18 protein-coding genes are annotated in these 22,660 nt (G+C 69.6%); 7 read left to right on the forward strand and 11 right to left on the reverse strand.

Annotated elements, in window-relative coordinates:
* Nucleotides 1-45: 45 nt before the first annotated feature.
* Entirely contained in the window at nt 46-687 is a 642-nt protein-coding gene (locus tag JNB61_RS12495; RefSeq protein WP_220288421.1) for a MerR family transcriptional regulator, read from the forward strand.
* A gap of 10 nt (nt 688-697) precedes the next feature.
* Here the strand turns inward: JNB61_RS12495 and JNB61_RS12500 are convergent, their stop codons facing one another.
* From JNB61_RS12500 to JNB61_RS12525, 6 genes are all read right to left on the reverse strand, one after another.
* On the reverse strand, nt 698-2,869 hold the full coding sequence (locus JNB61_RS12500; protein ID WP_220339813.1) for a carboxypeptidase-like regulatory domain-containing protein: 2,172 nt from the start codon (nt 2,867-2,869) through the stop codon (nt 698-700).
* 139 nt (nt 2,870-3,008) lie between these two features.
* The gene (locus tag JNB61_RS12505) at nt 3,009-5,471 is read right to left on the reverse strand and encodes an ATP-dependent helicase (RefSeq protein ID WP_220339814.1); all 2,463 of its coding nucleotides are present in this window, start codon (nt 5,469-5,471) and stop codon (nt 3,009-3,011) included.
* Between the two features lie 55 nt (nt 5,472-5,526).
* Nucleotides 5,527-6,408: a CHAD domain-containing protein gene (locus JNB61_RS12510; RefSeq protein ID WP_220339815.1), complete on the reverse strand. Its 882-nt coding sequence runs from the start codon at nt 6,406-6,408 to the stop codon at nt 5,527-5,529.
* Between the two features lie 124 nt (nt 6,409-6,532).
* Nucleotides 6,533-7,051, reverse strand: a complete 519-nt coding sequence (locus tag JNB61_RS12515; RefSeq protein ID WP_220339816.1) for a hypothetical protein — start codon at nt 7,049-7,051, stop codon at nt 6,533-6,535.
* 91 nt (nt 7,052-7,142) lie between these two features.
* The gene (locus JNB61_RS12520; protein WP_220339817.1) at nt 7,143-10,175 is read right to left on the reverse strand and encodes a hypothetical protein; all 3,033 of its coding nucleotides are present in this window, start codon (nt 10,173-10,175) and stop codon (nt 7,143-7,145) included.
* Nucleotides 10,176-10,260: 85 nt separating this feature from the next.
* The gene (locus JNB61_RS12525; protein ID WP_220339818.1) at nt 10,261-11,007 is read right to left on the reverse strand and encodes an EAL domain-containing protein; all 747 of its coding nucleotides are present in this window, start codon (nt 11,005-11,007) and stop codon (nt 10,261-10,263) included.
* Nucleotides 11,008-11,164: 157 nt separating this feature from the next.
* Here JNB61_RS12525 and JNB61_RS12530 point away from each other — a divergent pair, with 157 nt between their 5' ends.
* Nucleotides 11,165-11,509: a hypothetical protein gene (locus JNB61_RS12530; protein WP_220339819.1), complete on the forward strand. Its 345-nt coding sequence runs from the start codon at nt 11,165-11,167 to the stop codon at nt 11,507-11,509.
* Nucleotides 11,510-11,540: 31 nt separating this feature from the next.
* Here JNB61_RS12530 and JNB61_RS12535 read toward each other — a convergent pair whose 3' ends face one another.
* Entirely contained in the window at nt 11,541-11,981 is a 441-nt protein-coding gene (locus JNB61_RS12535) for a MarR family transcriptional regulator (RefSeq protein WP_159846250.1), read from the reverse strand.
* A gap of 232 nt (nt 11,982-12,213) precedes the next feature.
* On the opposite strand from JNB61_RS12535, the gene JNB61_RS12540 reads away from it, so the two are divergent.
* A complete protein-coding gene (locus tag JNB61_RS12540) occupies nt 12,214-13,563 on the forward strand; it encodes a sensor domain-containing protein (protein WP_159846253.1) in 1,350 nt (449 codons plus the stop codon).
* 54 nt (nt 13,564-13,617) lie between these two features.
* On the opposite strand, the gene JNB61_RS12545 is transcribed toward JNB61_RS12540, so the two are convergent.
* Both JNB61_RS12545 and JNB61_RS12550 read right to left on the reverse strand, forming a co-directional pair.
* Nucleotides 13,618-14,412, reverse strand: a complete 795-nt coding sequence (locus JNB61_RS12545; protein WP_223214810.1) for an ABC transporter permease — start codon at nt 14,410-14,412, stop codon at nt 13,618-13,620.
* Entirely contained in the window at nt 14,409-15,476 is a 1,068-nt protein-coding gene (locus JNB61_RS12550) for an ATP-binding cassette domain-containing protein (protein WP_220339820.1), read from the reverse strand. The genes JNB61_RS12545 and JNB61_RS12550 overlap by 4 nt, the downstream gene beginning before the upstream one ends.
* Nucleotides 15,477-15,537: 61 nt before the next feature.
* On the opposite strand from JNB61_RS12550, the gene JNB61_RS12555 reads away from it, so the two are divergent.
* A complete protein-coding gene (locus JNB61_RS12555) occupies nt 15,538-16,560 on the forward strand; it encodes a helix-turn-helix transcriptional regulator (RefSeq protein ID WP_220339821.1) in 1,023 nt (340 codons plus the stop codon).
* A 118-nt stretch (nt 16,561-16,678) separates the two neighbouring features.
* Here JNB61_RS12555 and JNB61_RS12560 read toward each other — a convergent pair whose 3' ends face one another.
* A complete protein-coding gene (locus JNB61_RS12560; protein ID WP_223214811.1) occupies nt 16,679-18,865 on the reverse strand; it encodes an alpha/beta hydrolase-fold protein in 2,187 nt (728 codons plus the stop codon).
* 246 nt (nt 18,866-19,111) lie between these two features.
* Nucleotides 19,112-20,077, reverse strand: coding sequence for an HNH endonuclease signature motif containing protein (locus tag JNB61_RS12565; protein ID WP_220339822.1), 966 nt, complete (start codon nt 20,075-20,077; stop codon nt 19,112-19,114).
* A 137-nt stretch (nt 20,078-20,214) separates the two neighbouring features.
* Between JNB61_RS12565 and JNB61_RS12570 the strand changes: the two genes are divergently transcribed.
* From JNB61_RS12570 to JNB61_RS12580, 3 genes are all read left to right on the forward strand, one after another.
* The gene (locus tag JNB61_RS12570) at nt 20,215-21,162 is read left to right on the forward strand and encodes an SDR family oxidoreductase (RefSeq protein WP_220339823.1); all 948 of its coding nucleotides are present in this window, start codon (nt 20,215-20,217) and stop codon (nt 21,160-21,162) included.
* A gap of 80 nt (nt 21,163-21,242) precedes the next feature.
* Complete coding sequence (locus JNB61_RS12575) at nt 21,243-22,088, forward strand: helix-turn-helix transcriptional regulator (RefSeq protein ID WP_220339824.1); 846 nt, start codon at nt 21,243-21,245, stop codon at nt 22,086-22,088.
* A gap of 40 nt (nt 22,089-22,128) precedes the next feature.
* Nucleotides 22,129-22,659 carry a DUF1697 domain-containing protein gene (locus tag JNB61_RS12580; protein WP_220339825.1) on the forward strand — a complete coding sequence of 177 codons (531 nt, stop codon included), beginning with the start codon at nt 22,129-22,131 and terminating at the stop codon, nt 22,657-22,659.
* Nucleotide 22,660 lies beyond the last annotated feature (1 nt).

The following is a 22,660-nucleotide window of genomic DNA, read 5'->3' on the forward strand; positions in this document are numbered from 1 at the left end:
GGATAGCTATAGTATCCAATGTCAAGACGGAGGAGGGTCTGTCACATGAAGATGTCTGAGCTGTCGGAGCGCAGCGGAGTTCCCGTGGCCACCGTGAAGTTCTACATCCGAGAGGGCATGCTGCCGCGAGGCGAGGCGATCTCTACGACGCGTGCCGAGTACGGCGACGAGCATCTCGCCCGCCTGCGACTCATCGCCGCGCTGGCCGACGTCCGCGGGCTCCCGCTGTCGCGGGTGCGTGACATCCTCGAGCTGATCGACGCCCCCTACGACGATCCGATCGCAACGCTCGGGAGCGCGGTGGGCGCCCTCCCCCCGTACGTCGAGTCCGATCGTCAAGACTTTCCCCGGGCGCGCGAGGCCATCGAGGCGCTCGGCCTCACCTACGACCCGGATTTCACCGCCGTCGCCCAACTCGACGACGCGTTGCAGGCGCTGGAGGCGGCGGGATTGGATGCCGCCCCCTCCGTGCTCCGCCGCTACAGCGACGCCATGCTCCGCATCGCCGCCGACGAGCTGGCCCCCATGCCGGGCATGCCTCGTCCCGAGGCGGTGTCCTACGCCGTGCTCGGCACCGCGCTCTATGAGCCGGTGATGCTGGCCCTCCGCCGGCTGGCGCACCACCACCTGCTCGTGACGGCAATGGACGAAGGCCGGCTCTCCGAAGAGAAGCCGGCCTCCGTGTAGTGAGAGGCTGCTACCGTGCGGCCACCGGCGCCGTGGGAGCGGACGTCTCGACGACCGTCTGATAGCCGGCGAGCGTGCCCGTGACTGCGACCGTGAGTCGGGCACCCTTGAGCTCCGGCGTCAGCACGAGTCCCGTCTCGGTCGCGTTCGGGATGGGCGCGCCATCAGCCGACCACTGGTAAGTGAACTGGGTGCCGTCGGTCCATTGCCGCACGTTGGCTTTGACGGTCTTGCCCACTCGCAGCGGCCCGGTGATCTTGGGGCTCGACGACTCGAGCACGGGTAAGACTTCCGCACCGAGTACTGCGTCGATTCCCGTGCGCTGCTCGCCGTTGCCGAGGCGGATCACGGTCGCCGAATCGCGGTCCGCCGCGTCATCCCACCACTCACTGACGAGCGCGCCGTCGATCTCCGTCGAGAACGACACGCGGTACGAATCGGAGGGAAGTCCGAGCGATGTCCACCAGCCCTCCGCATCGGTTCGAGCTCCATCGCCCCAGTAGCCCGCGTCGATCGTCACCGAGACATCCTCGAGCGGGTTGCCCAGGGCATCCGTCACCACTCCGGAGAGTGTCGCGGTGTAAGTCTCGAGCACTGAGCCGTCGTCCAGCGAGAGCACCGCGTCGATTTCCGCGACCGTCTCGGCGGTGCCGACCACGATGTCATCCGCCGAGGCGACGTCGGCTGCGTTGTCCCACCACTCCTTGAGCGAAGAACCGTCGCCGTTGTCTGCGGTGAATCCCGCCCGATAGGTGCCGGCCGGGAGCCCGCGGAGTTCGTACGTGCCGTCGGCGCCGGCTCGGCCGCTGCGCAGCCACTGACCGTCGGTGTCGTAGAGGGCGATCTGGGAATCCGCCAACGGCGCCCCGTCGCCGTCGCGGAGAGCACCCGTGATCGACGATCCCGCGGCCAGCTGCGCGCTCACGTCGCTCGCGATCTCGCCCGCCGACAGGGGCAGCACGGTGGCCGCCGACTCGCTCGTGGCGTCGTCCCACCACTCGCCGACGACGTTGGAGGAGGCGTTCTGCGTCGCGAACTCCACGCGGTAGTCGCCCGGGGCGAGGCCAGCGAGAGTGTATGCGCCGTCAGACGAGGTGCTCGCGCCACTGGCGTAGATCGGGCCACCGGTGCTCACCGGACGCGCCCACACCTCCACGCCGGCAACGGGTTCTCCGGCCTGATCCGTGACCACACCCGTGACGGTGGCGCCGATGGTGAGCTCCGCGTCCGCCGTGGCCGTGGCCCCAGCGCCGATGCTCACCGTCGTGGCCGTGTCGGCATAGGCAGCGTCGTCGAACCACTCGCTGAGGAGCGATCCCGAGGACGAGAACGCGACCTTGAATTCGCCCGCCGGCAGGCCGCCGACACGGTACGCACCGGTCTCGTCGGTCATAGCAGAACCGGCCCATTCGCCGGCACCCGACGTCTGCGCGTGGTACACCGAGACGATGACGCCCGAGGCGGGAGTCCCGTTGCTGTCGGTGACAGTTCCTGCGACGGCTCCCGCAAGCGAGAGCACGGCATCGTAACCGGAGACCTCGGCCCCAGCGGCGACCGAAACCGACGTCGCCTGTGCGCGCGAAGCGGCGTTCTCCCACCACTCCCCCGCGAAGGCGGTGCTCAAAAGGGCCGGAGCGAACTCCAGCAGGTAGGAGCCCGTCCGAAGACCCGCAAGCCGGTAGACGCCAGCCGCGTTGGTGAAGCCACTGCTCGCCCACCTGCCCATCTCGTCGATCGCCCGGACCGACACCCCCGCGATCGGTGCGCCGGCTTCGTCGGTCACCGCGCCGGAGATGGCCGCACCCACTCCGAGCACCGCATCCACGTCAGTGACGGCCGCACCGGACGCGACGGAGACCGTCTTCGCCGAGAAGATGTCGCCGGCGTCTTCCCAGAACTCCGCGATCAGGTCGGAGGTGTCGGAGAAGGGGCGGAACTCGATCCGGTAGTCCGCGTCCGGCAGACCCGACAGCGTATACGAACCATTCGCATCCGTCGCGACGGAGGTGTGCCAGGCCCAGTAGCCCCACGCCGACTGGTACCGATGAGCGATGACGGAGACGCCGCCGGCGCCCCCGCCGTCCGCTGAGGTCACGACGCCGGAGATGGCCCCCGTGTCAACGGCCCGTGCCGGGGATGCGCCGAGCACCCCCGCGATCACCACCAGAAGAGCCAGCACCATACCGAGAAAACGAGAACCAGAACGGTCCCAGACTGCAGTCATCGACACCCCATCGCGATCGCACAGGGCGCGGCGGATGCCGCGCGCGATCATCCTGGCAGACTCGACAGGCACCGGAACCTGGGCTGTGGATAACGCGTCAGAGCTTCGTGATCGGGGCGATCTTGATCAGCAGCTTCTTCGGGCCCGCCGAGTCGAAGCGGACGTGGGCGACGCGCTTGGCGCCCTCGCCGGTGACGGCGTCCACGCGGCCCTCACCGAAGTCGTCGTGACGGATGCGGTCGCCGGGCGCCAGCTCGAGGTCGCCGTTGTCGCGCACCTTCGCGGGGATCTTGTTCGCGAAGCGCTCGAGGTTGCCCGACTGCTCGCGGCGCGCGAGCGGGACCAGGTCGTCGCCGTAACGACGCCCACCGCCGGAACCCCCGAATCCGGATCCCGACCCGGATCCTCGGCGCGCGTTCAGCGCCCGCGACTGCGTGCCGCCGCGCGAGTTCACGTCGCCCGGTGACTGGCGCCAGTGCAGCAGCTCGCCCGGGATCTCCTGCAGGAACCGGCTGGGCATCGCCACGGTCACCTCGCCGAATTGCGCACGGGTCATGGCCAGTGACAGATACAGGCGCTTCCTCGCCCGCGTGATGCCCACGTAGAACAGCCGCCGCTCCTCCTGGGGACCGCCTGGCTCCCCCGCCGAGATGCGATGCGGAATGAGGTCCTCTTCGACACCCGTGACGAACACGGCGTCGTACTCGAGGCCCTTCGCCGTGTGCAGGGTCATGAGCGACACCGAACCGGAGGCGTCCTCGAGGTCGTCGGCGTCCGAGACCAGGGCGACCTCGGTGAGGAAGTCCAGCAGCGTGCCCTCGGGGTTGTTGCGCGCGAACTCGCGCGCCACGGCGACCATCTCGTCGAGGTTCTCGATGCGCGCTTCGTCCTGCGCGTCCTTGCTGGCACGCAGCGCGTCGTAGTAGCCGCTCTTGTTCAGCAGCAGCGTGAGGCCCTCGGCGACCGCGGTGGGAGGAGCGAGTTCGCCCGACGACGGGAGCATGATCTCGGATGCCTCGGCCAGCACCGCGTCCAGATGCGCGATCGCCGCCTGGATCTTGGGCCCGACGCCCAGCGCCGACGAGTTCGCGAGCGCGTCGCGGAACGTGATCTGCTGGTCTGCCGCGTACCGCGAGATCGTCTCGATCGTCACGTCGCCGATGCCGCGCCGCGGCCGGTTGATGATGCGGCGCATCGCCATCTCGTCGGCCGGGTTCGCCACCGCGACGAGGTACGCAAGGGCGTCCTTGATCTCGGCGCGCTCGTAGAACTTCGTGCCGCCCATGATCTTGTAGGGCAGTGCCGAGCGGATGAAGATCTCTTCCAGCGCACGCGACTGGGAGTTGGTGCGATAGAACACGGCCATCTGCGAGTAGTCCACGCCGCCGCGGCGCAGCGCCTCGATCTCGTCGGCGACGAACTGGGCCTCGTCGTGCTGCGAGTAGCCGGTGAAGCCGATGATCTGCTCGCCGGCGCCGACGTCGGTCCAGAGCTTCTTGTCTTTGCGGTCGAAGTTGTGGCTGATGACGGCGTTGGCGGCCGACAGGATGTTCTGCGTCGACCGGTAGTTCTGCTCGAGCAGCACGACCTTGGCGCCCGGGTAGTCCTTCTCGAACTCGCTGATGTTGCGGATGTCGGCGCCGCGGAACGCGTAGATCGACTGGTCCGAGTCGCCGACGACGGTGAGCGACGCGCCCTCTTCCGCGGCGGGCTCGGGCTCGAAGATCATCATGCCGCCCGACGCGGCCAGCGGCGCAGCATCCGATCCCGGCGGCCTGGTCAGTTCGTGGATCAGCGCGTACTGCGCGTGGTTGGTGTCCTGGTATTCGTCGACCAGCACGTGCCGGAAGCGCCGCCGGTACACATCGGCCACCTGTGGGAACGCGCGGAACAGGAACACCGTCTGCGCGATGAGGTCGTCGAAGTCGAACGCGTTCGCCTTCTGCAGCTCGCGTTGGTAGGCACCGAACAGCTCGACGAAGACGCGTTCGGCAGGGTCGCTCATGTTGGCCGAGCGGGCGTAGGACTCAGCATCCGCCAGCTCGTTCTTCAGACGCGAGATCTTCGACTGCGTCGCCGCCGGCGTGAGCCCGAACGCGTCGGCCTCGTGCTCTTTGACGAGGCGCTTGATGAGCGCCCGCGAGTCGCCCGAGTCGTAGATCGTGAACGACTTCGTGAAGCCGAAATGCTCGGCCTCGCGCCGCAGGATGCGCACGCACGCGGAGTGGAAGGTCGAGATCCACATGCCGCGCGACGAGTCGCCCACGAGATGCTCGACGCGCTCGCGCATCTCGCCCGCGGCCTTGTTGGTGAAGGTGATCGCGAGGATCTGGCTCGGCCATGCCTCGCGACCCCGCAGCAGCGACGCGATGCGTCGCGTCAGCACGCTGGTCTTGCCGGAGCCCGCGCCGGCCACGATGAGCAGAGCCTGCCCGCGGTACGTCACGGCCTCCCGCTGCTGCGGGTTGAGCCCTTCGAGCAGGTCGTCGTCGGGGCGTGCGCCGGGGGCCTGCGGGCCGATGTCTCTGCCGACGATGATGGGGGTGCTGGCGTCCGTCATTGCCCGTCAAGTCTAGGCGCGCGCGCCGACACCCACGCCGTCGACGTCATGCCGCTCACGGGAGATCGGATGCGGCGTCCTCCAGTCGCCGCAGCGCTTTGGGAACGTCGGCCAGGTGCTCCTCGGCGGCCTTCTGCGCGAGGTCGGCGATCGTGTCGTAGACGTCCGCACGTTCGCCCGCCCGTCCGGCGAGGGCGCCCTCGTGCCGCGCGCGATACGCGAGGAGCATGCCGTCGCGGTGATCCCCGAGGGCGTCGTGCAGATCGTCGCCGGCTTCGGCGAGCGCCTCGACCTTCTTGGTCCACAGTCCGGGAGCCGCTTCGGCGACCGCCTCCGCGACGTACTTCGCGCGGCGCGCAGCCTTGCGCAGGTCGTGGTAGCGCTCGTCCGACTCGTCGAGATGACGTCCGACCCTGAGCACGCGCTTCGTCTGCGACTGCAGCACGTCGGACAGCACGGGCGCCGCGTCCCGCTCGGGCTCGGCCACGACGAGGGCGTCGACGAACTCCCGGAGACGTTGATTCCTCTCCTGCGCCCGCGTCCTGTTCGCGAGCTCGACCAACCGCGCATGCGCTGCGACGTACGCCTCGCGCTCGCTGTCGATGAGCCGGCGCACCACCTCGGCATCCTCGATGCCGGCCTCGCGCATGGTCTCCTCGGCGACGGCCGCGCGCACCTCGATGTCGCGCACCACGCCGAGCTCGCTCCCCCACTGGGAGAACGCGACCCGCAGACGCTGCGCCGAGCGCGTGTCGAGCGAATCCTGGAACCCGGCCAGCACGCTGCGCAGCCGCCGCACCCGCACACGGTGCTGATGCACGCCGTCAGGCTCGTCGGAGAGCGCCGCCGCCGCGGTGGCCTCGACCTCCTCCGCCGCCCGATGCACGATCTGGTCGAGCACCGCCCCGATCGTGAGGTCCTTCTCTGCACTGCTCACGGTGCCGAGCCTAAGCCGACCTCTCATCGGCGGGCGTCCAGGAACGCCGTCGCGCCGTGTGCCCGAAGGCACACGGCGCGACGCCGGCACTCGGGCACCGGCCGCAGGGCGGCCGGTGCGAGGTTCACTCGGCGGTGAGGCTGCTGCAGCCCTCGTCGCCCGAGCCGACGCAGAGCACCAGCGTCGACGCGTCGACGAGGTCCTCGGGCACCTGGAAGCTCCACACGAAGGTGTAGGACTTCTCCGGCGTCATCGGCACCTCGACAGCGCGCTGGGAGACCGCGTCGGCCGAGAACGACTCGTCGGCGGTCGAACGCAGGACCGGCGCGACGTCGACATCCGACTGACCCTCGTCGGTCACCCACTGGGCGACGTTGACGGTCACCCACTGGTTGCCCTCCGCAGGCTCCTCGAGTGCGGCGGCAGCGCTCTCGTCGGGGACGATGGCGCTCCACACCTCGAGTTCGTTGCCGTCGGCGCCGACGCGCTCACCGGCGGCCGCGGGGTCGGAGACCGAGGACTCGACGACCGAGTCGGCGGCCGACGTGGACGTCGGCTCGGACTCGGCGGTCGACGCGCAGCCGGCGAGGAGAAGGCCGGCAACGGCGGCGATGGACAGGAGTGCTGTGCTTCGTGAGCGCATGGCGAATACCTCTTCGAATCGTTTCGGGGGTGCCTCTACGCTACTCCTCCGAACCGTGTGGTCTTACCACTGCTGCCGCACACCCCCTCCGTCAGGAGGGAACGGATGCTGCGCCCCGACGCTGTCGCCACGGCAGCGCCAGCAGCAGGCCGACGACCAGCAGCGCGCCGCCGAACGCGGCCGCCACCCACGGGGTCTCAGAAGGGATCTCGAGGTACGTCGTGATGCCGAGGATGCGGGCCAGGCCCCACGGCAGCAGCCCCATCTCGTCGTTCCACAGCGTCAGCGCGGACTCCAGTCCCGCAGACCCGACGACGACCGCGGGCACGAGCAGGCCCGCACCCACCGCGGCGAGCACATAACCGGTCGCGCGCCGCGCGCGCACCTGCGCCGCCAGCGCCCAGCCGGCCGCGACGAACACCCAGGCGAAGAGCGCGAACGCGACGGTGATGTACACCGTCCGGAGCACGGGGTCGGTCCAGAACGCGAACCAGTAGCCGCCGGGCCCGGTGAACGACAGGGCGAAGAGCGTCACGATGCATCGCAGCATCACGACCCCGCCGACCGCGGCGATGACGGGCCACGGCGAGCGGTTCCACACCAGCAACCGCAGCGCGAGGGCGAACACGACCCAGGCGCCGATGATGACGGCGAGATGCGTCCACGAGAGGAACGACGTCTGCACGGCCCGTGTGGCGACGAGGAGACCGGCCGGCACGATGAGCAGCAGCCACCGGTCGAGCTCCAGCATGCCGAGCGTCGACTCGCGGGCGCGCCACGGGCGCGTCGACGCGATCCACGTCGCCCGCGCGGCCGCGGCACCCGGCTTGGCGACGAGCCGCGTGCGCGCGGCGAGCATGCCGATCACGACCCAGGCCACCGCGAGCACGAGCAGCACGCGCGCGAACCACGCCATCGCCTGGTCGCGCTCCCCGCGCTCGACGCCGAGCTGTGCGGCCGTCAGGTTGAACGCCGGGTAGTCGATGTTCCCCTCGTACCTGTCGAGGTGCTCGGCCGCACGCTCCTCGTAGACGACCCGGTCCGCGTCCCATCGCGCGTGCGCCTCGGGCGAGAGCGTGTCGTGCCACTGCCCCTGATGCAGGATCATCGCGCGGTACGCCTCGAGGAGCCGCAGAGTGTCGAGCTCGTAGTCGAGGGTGTCGAGGAACGCGGCCCGGATGTCGGCGGAGTGCCAGGTCGAGGCATCCGTCTGCGAGACGAGCTCACGCATCTGCTCGACCGCCGCCACGGCGTCGGCGCCGGAGGCGATCGCCGCCTCGACGCCGTCGGGGCCGCTGTCGCGGACGATCGAGTAGAGCACGTCGAGCACCGCGGAGTCGCCGGTGAGGATGTCCCACTCGAAGATCCACATCATGGGCGGCGGCTCGAGCCCGATGGCGAAGACCCGCTGCTCGGCGAACTGCGGCACGTACATGCCCTGGGCGATCGCGTCGCGCGAATGCGTCATCGCCGCGACGATCGCCTCGACGGTGGCCGGGTCCGCGGAGAAGTACTCCCGGGCCCACGCGGCGGTGATGCCGGCGACGTCCGCGTCGGCGTCCTGTGCAAGCCCTGCCGCGAGCCGCGTGTTCAGCTCGTACAGCTGCCAGAAGCCGGACTTGAGGTACAGCGACATCGGCCCGGCGCGCCACGGCCCGCCGTCCTGCGTCCACACCCACACACCCTCGACCTGGTCGTTCGCGGCGAGCAGCTGCTGCAGGGCCCACTGGTACTCGGGGCCGAGGTCGTTCGGGAACGCACCGAAGTTCTCGAACTCGCGTCGGCTCTGGAACTCGACGACGCGCCGCTGCTCCCCCTGCTCGAGGGTGTCGTTGAGAGGCAGCCAGGTGTAGAAGTCGCCGAGCGTGTACTTCGTCGACACGATCAGCGCGGGCGAGTCGATGCCGCCGAGCACCGCCTCGTACGATGCGCTGTTGGTGTGCATGTCTCCGACGGCGCCGACGCCCACCGACCACGTACGGAAGATCACTTCGCGATCGGATGCCTCGGCCTGTCCCGTGAACGCCTCGAGCATGGTGCGCACGGCGTCGACCGAGGTCACCTCGAGCGCGGAGTAGTAGTCCCAGCCGCCCACGTCGTAGACAGGACCCGCCTCGCCGATGCGGATGAGCACGCCGTCGAGTGCGGGCACGGCGTCGTAGAGCTCGTCGAGGCCGGCGGTGTACACGCTCCACAACTCGGGGTTCTCGGTGTCGAGCGAACCGAACTCGGCGGTGAGGTAGTGATCGAGCGGGCCGGTGAGGGCGAGCATGTCGGTGCGCAGGAACACCTTCATGCCGAGCTCATCTGCACGGTCCCAGAACGGGGCGAACGCGTCGCGCAGAGCCAGCGCCTTGTCGCGGTGGTCATCGCCCTCGGTGTAGACCGGGCCGCCCGCTGCGCCGTCGAACGTGACGTACTCGACGAACCCGGGGAACGCGACGGCGTTGAATCCGTTCGCGAGGGAGTGACGGAGGAATCCGTCGAAGTCGTCGTAGGCCGCGGCGAGCGCCGTCTCGTCGACGTACGGCGGCTCGGGCTGGATCACCGCGGCGAACGCCTTCGACGCGTGCGAGTAGTCGTCGCCCGCCTCCCACTCGGCGGGATCCGGGATGACGCCTACCGCGCCGAGATCCGTCAGGCGCAGCGGCAGGCGTGAGGCCTCGTGCTCGCCGATCAGCTCGGTGAGGGGTGCGGCCGCGCGGATCTGGTTGCTGAGCGCATAGATCCCGCGGGTGGCGCCGTCTTCGTTTCCGGCCCGGATGAGCCACGCTCCTCCGTCGCCCTCGACCGCATAGGCGTCGTCCGTCGCGATCAGGGTCGGAACGATCTGGACGGTGAGCACGGCTTCGCCGGAGGTAGCGGATGCGGCGGCCACAGCATCCGTCACCTCCTCCAGTGCGACCGACACCCGCTCCGAGTCGGGTGCATCGAACGTGAAGGAAGGCGGCAGAACCGGCTCGGCGACCGTCGGGACGACCGGGGCGGCCGGGTCCATCTGCGCGGACGACTCGGTGCGGATACCGAGCGCGTCGCCGACGGCGAAGGCCACGCCGGCACCGAGCGCGAGGAGGATGATGGCGGTGACGACAGCGAGGATGCCTCGCCGTCGCGCCGTCGTCATCCCTTGATCCTAGATCCGCGGCCGGGGGCCTTTTCGACCGGTGAGCCGAACTGTTGCGGACCTGTTGCCGAGCCGCGGGGACGGCTCACGGGATCACGATCTCCGAGTCCGGCTGGCGGATCAGGAAGCCTTGCGCACGATCGCAGCCCAGAGCCACCGCGATGTCGAGATGCGTGAGCGTCTCGATCCCCTCGGCCACCACGCGCAGCCCGTACGCGTGCGCGGCCTCGACCTCGTCCCGCAGCGCCGCCCGCGAGTCCGCATCGGCGGACCGCACGAGGTGCCCGGGCAGCTTCACCTCGGTGAGCGGCAGCCCGGGAAGGAGGTCGCGCGACGAGTCACCCGTACCGAACCCGCCCAGGGAGACCTCGACGCCGATGTCGTGGAGCATCTGCAGCTGGGACACGAGCGCCCGGTCGGCGACCGGATGCCGATCGGAAGGCAGCTCGAACACGAGCGAACCCCGAGCAAGTTGCCGTCGTGTGAACTCGGCGGTGACGTGGCGGGCGAACGACGCGTCCGCGAACTGGACAGGCGAGACGTTGACGGCGACCGCCCAGTCGCGGCCCGTCTCGCGCCATCCGGCGAGCGTGCCGAGGCACTCCTGGAGCATCCGCCGCCCGAGCGGGTGGATCTCCCCGCTGCGCTCAGCGACGCGGATCATGGTCACGGGATCGATGTCGCCGAGAAGCGGGTGCGACCATCGGCACAGCGCCTCCGCGGCAACGATCGATCCGCTCTCCAGCGACACCTGCGGCTGGTAGACGGCGAAGATCTCGGGACCGCGGACGGCGGCCGCCAGATCGTCCGCGAGGTCTCCAGTAGGGGGCATCCCTCAAGTCGACCCGATCGTGCGCACGATCGCAAACGCCGACATGAAGGACCGCGATCGGCTACAGTCCGCCCCGTTCAGGCATGGATCGGTCGCAAAGGACGGCTCCGCCCTCTCCCTATACTTTTCTCGTCGCAGAGCTCGCAGGAGGATGGCGATGGCGTTTCGTAATCTGGAGACGTTGGAGTCTTGGCTGGCCGAGTACCGGGCACTCGGGAAGCCCATGGCCGATGCTGCACGCGTGATGGTGCAGGACGGCGACGGCGGAGCGAACACGGGCCTGGTGTTCTTCCGACTCGGTCACGCTCCGACCGGCGTTTTCATCCAGCCGGTCACGCAGGATGCCTCCGACTGGGTCGCAACGTTGGAGCCCCGCGAAGAGAACCTCGTCCTGGACGCGCAAGAATTGCTCGAGCTCGCCGGAGAGCTCGCCGCTGTTTCCGAACTGTGCGCGTTCCTCGAGGCGAAGTCGCAGGTGTATCGGGGGATCGACATCGCCTGAAACGGCGTCAGCCGTACCGCGTGAGCGCGAGTCAGCGCCGGGCGTCGACGGTCGCGGCGGTCAGCGACTCCAGCAGAGCGGCCGAGTCTCCGAGCCGCACCTGATCCGCGGCGGCGCAGGCGACGTCGAAATCGTCGTCGAACCGGTTGAGAGCCGACCACGGATCCTCCGTGATGTCGATCGTCGCGGTGATGCGGTTCACGCGCCGGTCGTCGGGGTCGATGTCGCGCCGCACAAGAGAACGGCCGACCAGGCGATCGATCAGCGTCGTGACGCCCGCTGAGGTGATGCCGAGGTACTCGCGCAGCGCCGTCGGGCGCGTGCCGGGGTTGCCCACGATGAACAGGAGGGCGCGGGCGTCGATGTCGCTGATGCCGAGGCTGGCGCGCGCGGTCACCAGCGCCGCATTGCGTGCATCGAGGTACTGGCGCAGCGCTTGACCGAGGGTCAGCGCCGGGGTTTCGTTCGCCATGGCGCCATTCTCCCAGCCGCTGCGAGAGCCGAACAGCTCTGAAGCGATATTTAAGAAAACTAGCTAACTTTGCGAAGTATCGCTAGGCTGGATCAACCCTCGCCGACGAGACGTCGCATGTCGTCTCGCCACCACCCATCGCCTCGTGCAGAAGCTAGGAGGCAATCGTGACATACGGCAGGGCTTCGATCGTCAGTCGCCGACTACGCGCCATCCCCGATGCGGGCATCCCGTGCTAGGTCTCGAGACCTGCGGGCTGATCGCCGTCGACCACGAGTCGACCATCCTCGACGTCAACCCCCAGGTGCTGGGGTGGCTCAACTGCGCCCGGCACGAAGTGGTCGGCCATCCCCTCGAAGAGTTCCTCACCCTCCGGATGCCGCTCGCCGAAGCTGATGGGCAGCGCCCGACCGATGCCACGCTGCACGGCGTGTCCGGAGTCGTCCGCCCCGTCGTGGTGGGCTCTCTCGGCGAGAACGATGGCGGCGTGGAGCGCATCGCCATCTATGACGTCTCACCGCGCTCGTCCTTCAACCTCGGCTTCCGCGGCGCGGAGGCGAAGACCGAGCGCGGCCGGCAGCGACTGCAGATCCTCCTCAACGCCGCGGTCGGCTTCGGCAACGTGCGAACCGAACTCGACGCCGCGGAGCTCCTGGTGGATGTCGCGCAACGCGCCTTCGCCGCGAGCTCCGTCAGTGTCCACCTCACGAAGACCGGCGGCGGACTCTTCCAGGCCGCAGGCGTGAACCCGCTCGCAGCCCACTGGCCCTCCTGTCTGCGGCCGGCCGGTATGGTGACTCTGCTCGGCGGCAAGGTGCTGATCGTGCGCTCCCCCGAGGAGGCCGACACCTACGTCCCCGACGCCGGTATGAGCGACATCTACCGCGCAGGCGGCGTGCACGCGGCGATCGCCTCGCCGATGCGGTCCCACGGCGATGCGGTCGGGTCGATGATCTGCTTCTTCGACCACCCGCGGGAGTTCGACGAGGAGGCCGTGCCGCTGGCCGAAGCGCTGTCCAATCAGGCGGCGCAGGCCATCGCGCGGATCCGGCTCGAAGAGACCCTGCGCCGTGCGGCGATGCACGATGAGGTGACCGGCCTGCCGAACCGGCGCCTGATCGAGGAGGACGTGACCCGCACCCTCGTGCAGGGCTACTCGACACTGACCGTCATCTTCATCGACCTCGACGGCTTCAAGGCCGTGAACGACCTGCTCGGCCACGCCGCCGGAGACGCCCTGCTGCGCGAGATCGGGCAGCGGCTGCGCGGCGTGATCCGCGATACGGATGTGCTCGGGCGATTCGGCGGGGACGAGTTCATCGCGGTCGCCGCCGTAGACGACGTGAAGGACGCCGAGGCGCTGGCCGACCGCATCCGTTCGGCGGTCGCCGAGCCGTACAGCGACCTGCCGCCCGTGCTCACCATCACCGCGAGCATCGGTGTGGTCACCGTCGGCAACGACGGCGCCCCCGTCATGGATCAGCTCATCCGCGCGGCGGACCACGCCATGTACCAGGCGAAGATGGCCGGCGGAGACCGCGTCGCCGTCGTCCACGCCGCCTCGGCCCCGGTGCTGCAGTAGACGGCAGATGCCCCGGCCCGGCGAGCCGCGCCGGGCCGAGGCATCCGTCCGCCGTCAGCTGCTCTTGCGCATCGCGCGGATACCGACCGTCAGCCCGACCACGGCGAGCACGACGGCCGCCACCCAGCCCCACAGCACCGTGATGTCCCCGAGATCGCCGGCGAACAACGCCCGCTCGGCCTGCACCACCCAGTTCACCGGGTTGACCGTGGCGACCGCGCGCATCCAGGCCGGACCCTCATCGAGCGGCAGGAGCATGCCCGACAGGATCAGCAGCGGGAAGATCAGCGTCTGCTGCACGCCCCAGAAGAGCCACTCGCGGTCCTTCGTCTTCAGGGCGAGCGTGTACGACAGAGAGCCCAGCCCGACCCCGAACACCGCGAGCAGCGCGAGCCCGATCACGAGCCCCGGCAGGTCGATCGTGAACCCGAACGGCCACGCGATGAGCACGATGAGGAGCGCCTGCACGACGATCGGCGCGATCTCCTTGAGCGCGCGACCGACCAGCAGCGACGAGCGCGCGAGCGGTGCGACGAGCGTGCGCTCGTGCGAGCCCGTCATCATCTCGTACTGCAGGTTCGACCCGGTCGCGCCGGTGCCGAACAGCACGATCATCACGAGCACGCCCGGCACGAACCACTGCAGCGTCTCCCCCACGGGTGCACCCGACGAGCCGACCAGCAGCGGGGCGAACAGCCCGAGGAACACCAGCGGCTGAACGAGGCTGAAGATGAGGGTGAACGGATCCCGCACCACCGGCTTGAGTTCACGCGTCAGCACGTTCCACGTGTCGCGTGCGGGGTTCGCCCGCACGACGGTGTCGGGTCGGGTCTGCATCTGAGTGGTCATCGCTTCGCTCCCGTCTTCTCGCGCGCCGGTTCGGCGGTGACGGATGCCGCAGCCTCGGCATCCGTCTGGTCTGAGGTCTCTTCCGGCTCGCTCTCGCTCTCGCCCGCTTCGCGCAGCGTGCGCCCGGTGAGTGCCAGGAAGACGTCGTCGAGGGTCGGCGGAACGCCCGTCGCCGTCTGCACCGTGAGCCCGGCGGCATCCAGCGCGCGGACCGCGGCGGGGAGGAGCGCGTCGCCGCCGAGCGCGGTGACCGCGACGGATGCCGCATCCCGAACCACCTCGCGATCGGTGAGTCGCTGCACGACGGGGACGGCGGCTGCCGCATCCGTCTCGGAAGCGAAGCCGAACGTGAGCACGTCGCCCGCGAGCTCCGCCTTCAGCCGCGTCGCCGTGTCGTCGGCGATGACGCGGCCCTTGTCCATGACCATGACTCGCTCGGCGTAGCGGTCGGCCTCTTCGAGGTAGTGCGTCGTGAGGAAGACCGTCGTGCCGTACTGCGCGCGCAGATCGAGGATGTGCTGCCAGAGATTCGCGCGGCTCTGCGGGTCGAGCCCCGTCGAAGGCTCGTCGAGGAAGATCAGCGGCGGGGCGTGCATGAGTCCGAGCGCGATGTCGAGCCGGCGCTTCTGTCCCCCCGACAGCTGCTGCACCGACCGGGTCGCGAACCCGGCCAGGTCCAGGGACTCGATGAGCTCGTCGGCGCGTTTCCTCGCCGCCGGCTTGCTCATGCCGTAGAACGCGCCCTGGCTCAGCAGCTCGTCGCGCGCGCGCTGCGAGAAGCTGCCGCTCGTGAGCTGCCCGACGTAGCCGATGCGGGCGCGCACCTCGGCGGGGTGCCTGAGGATGTCGAAGCCGACGACGCGAGCTGTGCCGGAGCTCGGCGGGATCAAGGTGGTGAGCATGCGGAGGCTGGTCGATTTGCCGGCGCCATTGGGTCCGAGGAACGCGACGAGCTCGCCGCGCGCCACCTCGAACGCGAGGTCGGTGACGGCCTCGACGGTCCTGCCTTTCACGGTGAAGCGCTTGGTCAGACCTTGCGCCTGGATGATCGATTCGTTCGCCATGCCCTCACGCTACGAACGGATGCGGACAGATCCTGTCCGCGATACATGAGAATCTTTGTGCATGTCCGACACGACCACCCGAGCCCTCTCCCTGCTCAACCTCCTCCAGACGCACCGGCATTGGCCGGGGTCCGAGCTGGCCGCGCGGCTGGGCGTCACCGAGCGCACCGTGCGGCGCGATGTGGAGCGGCTCCGTGAACTGGGCTACCGGATCGAGTCGATCCCTGGTGCGGCGGGCGGATATCGCCTCGAGGCCGGCAGCGCCGTGCCGCCGTTGCTGCTCACCGACGAAGAGGCGGTGGCGATGGCGATCGGCCTGCGGGTGGCAGCATCCCAGCGCCTCGTGAGCGGCCCCGAGACGACCATCACGGCGCTCGCGAAGCTCGAGCAGGTGCTGCCCGCTCCCCTGCGCCGTCGGGTCGCGGCGCTGGCCGAGGCCGTGCAGCCCGCCGGACGGAACGCCGGCGCCGCCGTGTCGGGCGAGGTGCTCGGCGAGCTGGCCCTCGCCACCCGCGACCGCGAGCGCGTGCGCTTCACGTACACCGCGGCGTCGGGCGAGACCACGCACCGCCGCGTCGAGCCGCACGCCCTCGCCCCCGCCGACCGGCACTGGTACCTGCTCTGCTGGGATCTCGACAAGGGCGACTGGCGCACCTTCCGCGTGGACAGGCTGACGGATGTAGCGCACACGCGCGTGCTCTTCACGCCCAAGCCGCTCACGCCGGAGCAGGTGGAGGAGTTCATCTTCGTCGCGCGCTCGTGGGTGCGGCAGGCGGTGGAGGCGGATGCGGTGATGGAGCTGCCGTGGGAGCAGATGCGCGAGCACTTCGGCCAGTGGGGCCAGGGCGCTTCTGCCGAGGACGCGACGCACACCCGGTGGCCCGTCGGCGGCGCGGACTTCCGCGAGACGATGTACGGCCTGTCGTGGATCCCTGCCGGAGTCGAGTACACGACGGACCTCGCCTCGCCGGCGCGGGAGGAGCTGCGAGAGACGCTGGAGCGGATGCTGCGCGCCCTCGATGCGCCGGCGCCTCCGGTCCCGCCGCGCCGTGCGATGGAAAGGGAGCGGCAGCTCCCGGCGTGACCCTGGCGCGTCCGGGGTCGCGCCGTCGGAACGCACCGGCGCCCCTCCACGCGAGCGGAGGGGCGCCGGCGTCGGTCAGCTCAGCGGTGGCGCACCGCACGCCGCCGATCCACGCGCATCACTGGAACAGGCGCGGGGCGAAATCGATCAGGTTCTTCTGCCAGGTGTCCCAGCCGTGGGGACCGACCGTCACGCCGTTGAACTCGTACTCGATGCCCAGCTGGTCGAGCACCGGCAGCGAGTTCATCACCGATGCGTACGTGAAGTCGGTGATGTCTCCGGTGTACAGGCGGAACAGCTCGGTGCCCGCGTTGATCGCTTCGACGTCGACACCGGCGGTCCCGCCGAATCCTGCGGCGAAGGTGCCGATCCAGGCGAACTCGCCCGGGTGCGCCTTGAGAACGGAGACGGTCCGCGCGCCACCCGCTGACAGACCGGCCAGCGCGCGTTCGGCAGGATCCTGACTGACGTTGTAGCTCGCCTCGGTCGCGGGGACGACGTTCTCGAGCAGTTCGCGCGGGTAGTCGTTCACGTTGCCGTTGGGCATCACCACCACCATCGGAGCCAGCTCGCCGTCACGGAACAGGTTGTCGAGGATCTGGCGGGCACGGCCGACCTCGACCCAGTCCGTCCAGCTCTGACCGCCACCGTGGTTCAGCACGAACAGCGGGTAGGGCTCGGCACGCTCGGCGTCGTAGCCGGGAGGCGTCCACACGTACGCACTCCGCTGCTGGTTGGCAACGGTGCTCTGGTACGTCAGCACCTCGAGGCCGCCACCCTCGCCCGCGGGAACATCCGTGAGCAGGCGCGAGCCCTCGCCCTCGATGAGGAAGGTGCTCCATGCCGGCTCGGACGTCACCTTCGTGGGGTTGGAGGCGTCCTTGACGGACTGACGGTCCACGATGAGCCGGTAGTGGTAGAACTTCTCCTCGAGCGGGCCGACCGTGGCCCGCCAGCGGTCGCCGACCTTGTTCATCTCCACGCGCAGCCAGCTGCCCCCTGGCGCCCAGTTCGCCCACACCGAGACGTACTGCGCGTCGGCGAAGTCCGTCGTCGTCTCGAAGGTGACGAATCCCTCGCCGTCGATGAACGGCGTCGGGGTCGTGCCGGAGGCGGGCGGCTGGAACCGCTCGGTGAGCGCGGTGTGTCCCTCGCTCGGCGCGGGGTCGGACGCGGTCTTGGTGAACAGGCGCGGCGCGAAATCGATCAGGTTCTCCTGCCACGCGTTCCAGTTGTGGCCCGCGTCGGGGTTGACGCCGTCGAACTCGTAGTCGAGCCCGAGCGCGTCGAACTTCTGGAACGAGTCGTAGACGTCGTTGTAGGCGATGTCGGTCTTGTTGCCCACATAGACCCGGAAGAGGTCTGTGCGGTTGTTCATCTGCGCCACGGGGATGCTGTCGAGGTCGCCGAATCGGCCGGCCCCGAACGTGCCGATCGCGGCGAACTCGCCGGGATGACGGCTGAAGACCTCGAACGCCTGGCCGCCGCCCATCGAGAGGCCGGCCAACGCCCGCTGGTTCTTCGAGGGCGACGCATTGTAGGTCTGCTCCACGGCGGGGATGAGGTTCTCCAGCAGCTCTGCGGAGAAGTCGGAGACGTTGCCGTTGCCCATCACCACGATCATGTCGGAGAGGCTCCCCGACAGCCACAGGTTGTCGAGGATCTGCTCGGCGCGACCGACCTCCACCCAGTCTCGGTAACTCTGGCCGCCGCCGTGCTGCAGGTAGAGCACCGGGAACTTCTTGCCCTCGGGCTTGTAGGTCGGGGGCAGCCAGACCAGCGCGTCACGCTGCTCTCCGGCCACGTGGCTCTCGTAGGAGAGGGTCTCGATCGTGCCCGCCTGCTCCGGCGCGTCGGCAAGGAGCGCGGCCGACTCACCGGGGATGAAGAAGGTGCTCCACTCCGGCTCCGACGCGACGCTGGTGGGATTGCTCGCGTCCTTGAGGACTTTGCTGTCGTCGCCGGTCACCTGGTAGTAGTACAGGCCCGGTGCGAACGGGCCGTAGGTCGCCGTCCAGTTGGCCCCGCTGCGCTGCAGGCCGATCTGGGCCCAGTTGTGCGACGGACCGAAGTTGCCCTCGACGACCACCTGCGACACCGGGCCGACCGCCTCTTCGACAGCGGCGTTCGGCACGGCGATGCGCAGGTAGCCGTCATCCTGGACGGTGATCCATGGCTCGGCAGCCGCGGCTGGAGCGGCCACGGCCAATCCGGTGAGAGCCAGAAGGGCGGCCAGGAGCGCTGCCACCGCCCGTCGAGTTCGTGTGAGCCGGCTGGGGATCCGGCCCTCCGATGTGAACTGCATCGATTCCTCATCTCGTGTTCGACCGCGCCGTCGACGGCGGACGAGCGCACACCGGCGGCGCGAACTGGGGACGGATCCACGACATCGAAGACTGATTTACAACGTCGTAAATCCTGCTCGCCGCCCACTCTGTCAGCCGCAACATGTCCTGGTCAAGACCGAATTGCAACGTTGTGCATATTCAGCATCGGCGCGTCGGCGGCGCGTGAGCGCGTCAGCGCCTCAGCGAGGATGGAACCGCCGGGCTCATGCGGACCTGGCGCGCCTGAGCCGGTCGAGCAGGAGCCGGTTGGGCCCACGCCATCGTCGCTGCGGGTCGATCCATCCGGGTGGTCGCACCTGTGGCATGCCGTCGACCATGCGGATCTCCCACCCGCTGGTCTCGATCCCGTGATGATGGTGCCAGCACAACAAGACGCCGTTGCCGACCGCGGTCGGACCACCCTTTGCCCAGTCGACGACATGATGCACCTCGCACCACGCGGCGGGAACGGTGCAACCGGGGATGACGCAGCCGCCGTCGCGCGCACCTATCGCCTTGCGCTGCCAGTGGGTGAACACGCGGTCCTCGACGTGGAGCGCTTTGATGGCGCCGCTGGGGGCGAGCGTGAGCCGGTGGATGGTGCCGTGACAGCCGACGTGCCGTGCGAACGACGCCGGCACCGGCACCGGACCGCCCGCGCTCTCGACGAACGCCACCCCGCCCGGGTCACCCAAGTCCTGCTCGGTCGTGGTCACGATGAGCGTCGGCGCGGCACCGCCCAGCGTCGGCGTGCCGGCGGCGCCGGCCGCGGCGGACAGGATCGAGGCGAACGCGTCGTGCCGCTTCTGGTCCACTGTCCGCGGATCCAGTACACGCTCCTCCGCATCCGCGTCCGACTCCGGATCCGCGACCGTGGCGTCCACGAACCGGGGTCGGCGGTCCTGCACCCGCGGGTTGAGGTGCGCGTCCATGAGGCGGTCCAACTGTGCCGCGACGTCGTCGGTGACGTCACCGGACAGGCGCCGCAGCCCACGGTACGACCTGCGGCTGATCCGGATCCCCCGCGCCCGCTGCGCATACTCGTCATCGGGCAGCGTTCCATCCGGGTCCAGGAACAGCGCCCAAGTGGTCGCCATCACCTTCAACTCGTGGATGCCGCAACCCGCCGCGTCCGCATCCCCCACCGCCGCGGCGACCAGTTCGATCTCAGCCGCTTCGATCTCCTCCACCGCGCATCGGCCCAGCAGCGGCCTGAGCGCGTCGACGATCGTGGTCGGATCCCCAGTCCCCGGATAACCGCGCCCTGAATCCTCCTCGCGACCGCGGCCAGCATGAGGAGGAGCATCCACCGACCCAGGAGCCCCTCATGCCCCAGCCTCTCGACATCCCCGTGCCCGACCTCACCGGCAAGTTCGCCCTCGTCACCGGCGCCAGCGACGGCGTCGGCGTCGAGATCGCCGCGCGTCTCGCCCGCGCCGGCGCCGACATCCTTTTGCCCGTCCGCAACCCGCAGAAAGGGCAGGCAGCGGCAGCCCAGATCGCGGAGCGAACCCCGACGAGCAGCATCCGTGTCGTCCCTCTCGACCTCGCGTCGCTCGACTCGGTCGCGGCCCTCACCGCCCGACTGAACGACGACGGCCGGCCGATCGACGTCCTCATCGCGAACGCCGGCGTGATGAACCCGCCCGCGCGTCGGCTCACCGCCGACGGGTTCGAGCTGCAGCTCGCGACGAACCATCTCGGTCACTTCGCGCTCATCGCGCAGCTGCTGCCGCTGCTGGTCCAGGCGAAGGCGCACGTCACCAGTCAGGTGAGCATCGCCGCCGATCAGGGCGCCGTGAACTGGGACGACCCCAACTGGGAGCACGGCTACGACCCGATGAAGGCGTACAGCTCGTCGAAGATCGCGTTCGGCCTGTTTGCGATGGAGCTGCAGCGGAGATCGGATGCTGCGGCCTGGGGCATCCGCAGCAACCTCTCGCATCCCGGCGTCACCCCGACGAACCTGCTCGCTGCGCAGCCGGGGATGGGGCGGTCCGCCGACACGACCGCGGTGAAGCTGATCCGGGCGCTGTCGCGGCGCGGCATCCTGTTCGGCACACCGTCGACGGCGGCCCTGTCGGCGGTGTACGCGGCGACGAGCCCCGACGCGCAGGGCGGCCGGCTCTACGGGCCGAAGGGCTTCCGCCACCTGAGCGGGCCGCCGGCCGAGCAGCCGATGTATTCGCGCCTCGAGGGCGAGGCCGACGGCCGCCGCGTGTGGGAACTCTCCGAGCGACTCACCGGCGTGCGGGTCGCATCACTGGGTCGTTGAGTGAGCGAAGCGGGCCCACACCCGTGTGGGGGGATCCCCGGTCCCTGGATGAGGAATGACGGATGCCGCAGACTCAGGTGATGGACAGAGCACAGCTGGCCGATTTCCTGCGTCGGCGCCGCGAAGCGCTGCAGCCGGAAGACGTCGGGCTGCGCCGCGGACCGCGGCGCCGGACGGCGGGGCTTCGGCGCGAGGAGGTCGCCGTGCTCTGCGACATGTCGACCGACTATTACAGCCGGCTCGAGCAGGCCCGCGGTCCGCAGCCGTCGGAGCAGATGCTCGCCGCGATGGCCCGCGGCCTCCGGCTCACGCTCGACGAGCGCGACCACCTGTTCCGCCTCGCCGGTCATACCGCGCCTGCCCGTGCCCTGCGCAGCGAGCACGTCTCGCCCGGTCTCATGCGCATCCTCGACCGCCTCGCCGACACACCCGCGCAGGTCATGACCGAACTCGGCGAGACGCTCGCCCAGACACCGGCAGCCCGCGCGCTGTTCGGCGACGAGACGCGCTTCGAGGGGTTCATGCGCAGCGTCGGCTACCGCTGGTTCGTCGACCCGTCGGCCCGCAACGTGTACCCGGCCGAAGACCATCCGGGCCTCTCGCGCGCGTTCACCGCCGACATCCGTACCGCCTACGCGAAGTTCGGCGCGGATTCGCGTGCCGGCGCGATGGTCTCGGCGCTGCTGCAGGAGAGCCCGGAGTTCGCGGAGCTCTGGGCCGAGCACGAGGTGCGCTCGACGCACGCGCGCGAGAAGCGCCTGCAGCACCCCGAGGTGGGCGTGATGGACATGCAGTGCCAGTTCCTCATCGACCCCGAACAGGGCCAGACCCTCCTCGTGCTCACCGCGACGCCCGGCACACCGAGCTCCGAGAAGCTGCAGCTGCTCTCGGTGATCGGCACGCAGGAGATCGCCGCCGGCCGCTGACCCGCCAACGCCCAGAGCACCGCTCCTCTACTCTCGGCGTATGCTCTGCGTCGCCTTCATGCGAAACGTCAACCAGCGTCAGCGCGGCCATCCCTCCACCGCCGACATCGTGGCCGGCTTCGCCGATGCGGGATGCCCCGAGGTTCAGACCTTCCAGAGCAACGGCACGATCCTGTTCGACTCCGATGAACCCGCAGAGGTCGTCGCGAGCGCAACCGAGGCGATCGCCGCTCGATCCGGCCACGAGCGCGACATCCTCTGGATCTCGCTCGCCGACCTCGTGGCCGTCGTCGACGAACACGGTGAGACACCCGACCCGCGCCGGCACGAGATCACCCTGCACCGCGCCGGAACGGTCGACGCCGAGACGCCGGATGCAATCAGCCTCATGACGCGCGCCGGCTGCTCGATCGTCGACGCCGGTCCCGGCTGGGCCGTCGTTCGCAACGACGTCGACGGTCAAGGCAACGCCACCCCGGTGCTCGAGCGCCTCACCGGCGATCGGGCGACCTCCCGCGGGCTCCTGACGCTCCGCCGCCTGGTCGCCCGCTTCGGCTCCCCGTCCGCGTGAG

This window comes from Microbacterium ureisolvens (genome assembly GCF_019511645.1).
GTDB lineage: Bacteria > Actinomycetota > Actinomycetes > Actinomycetales > Microbacteriaceae > Microbacterium > Microbacterium ureisolvens_A.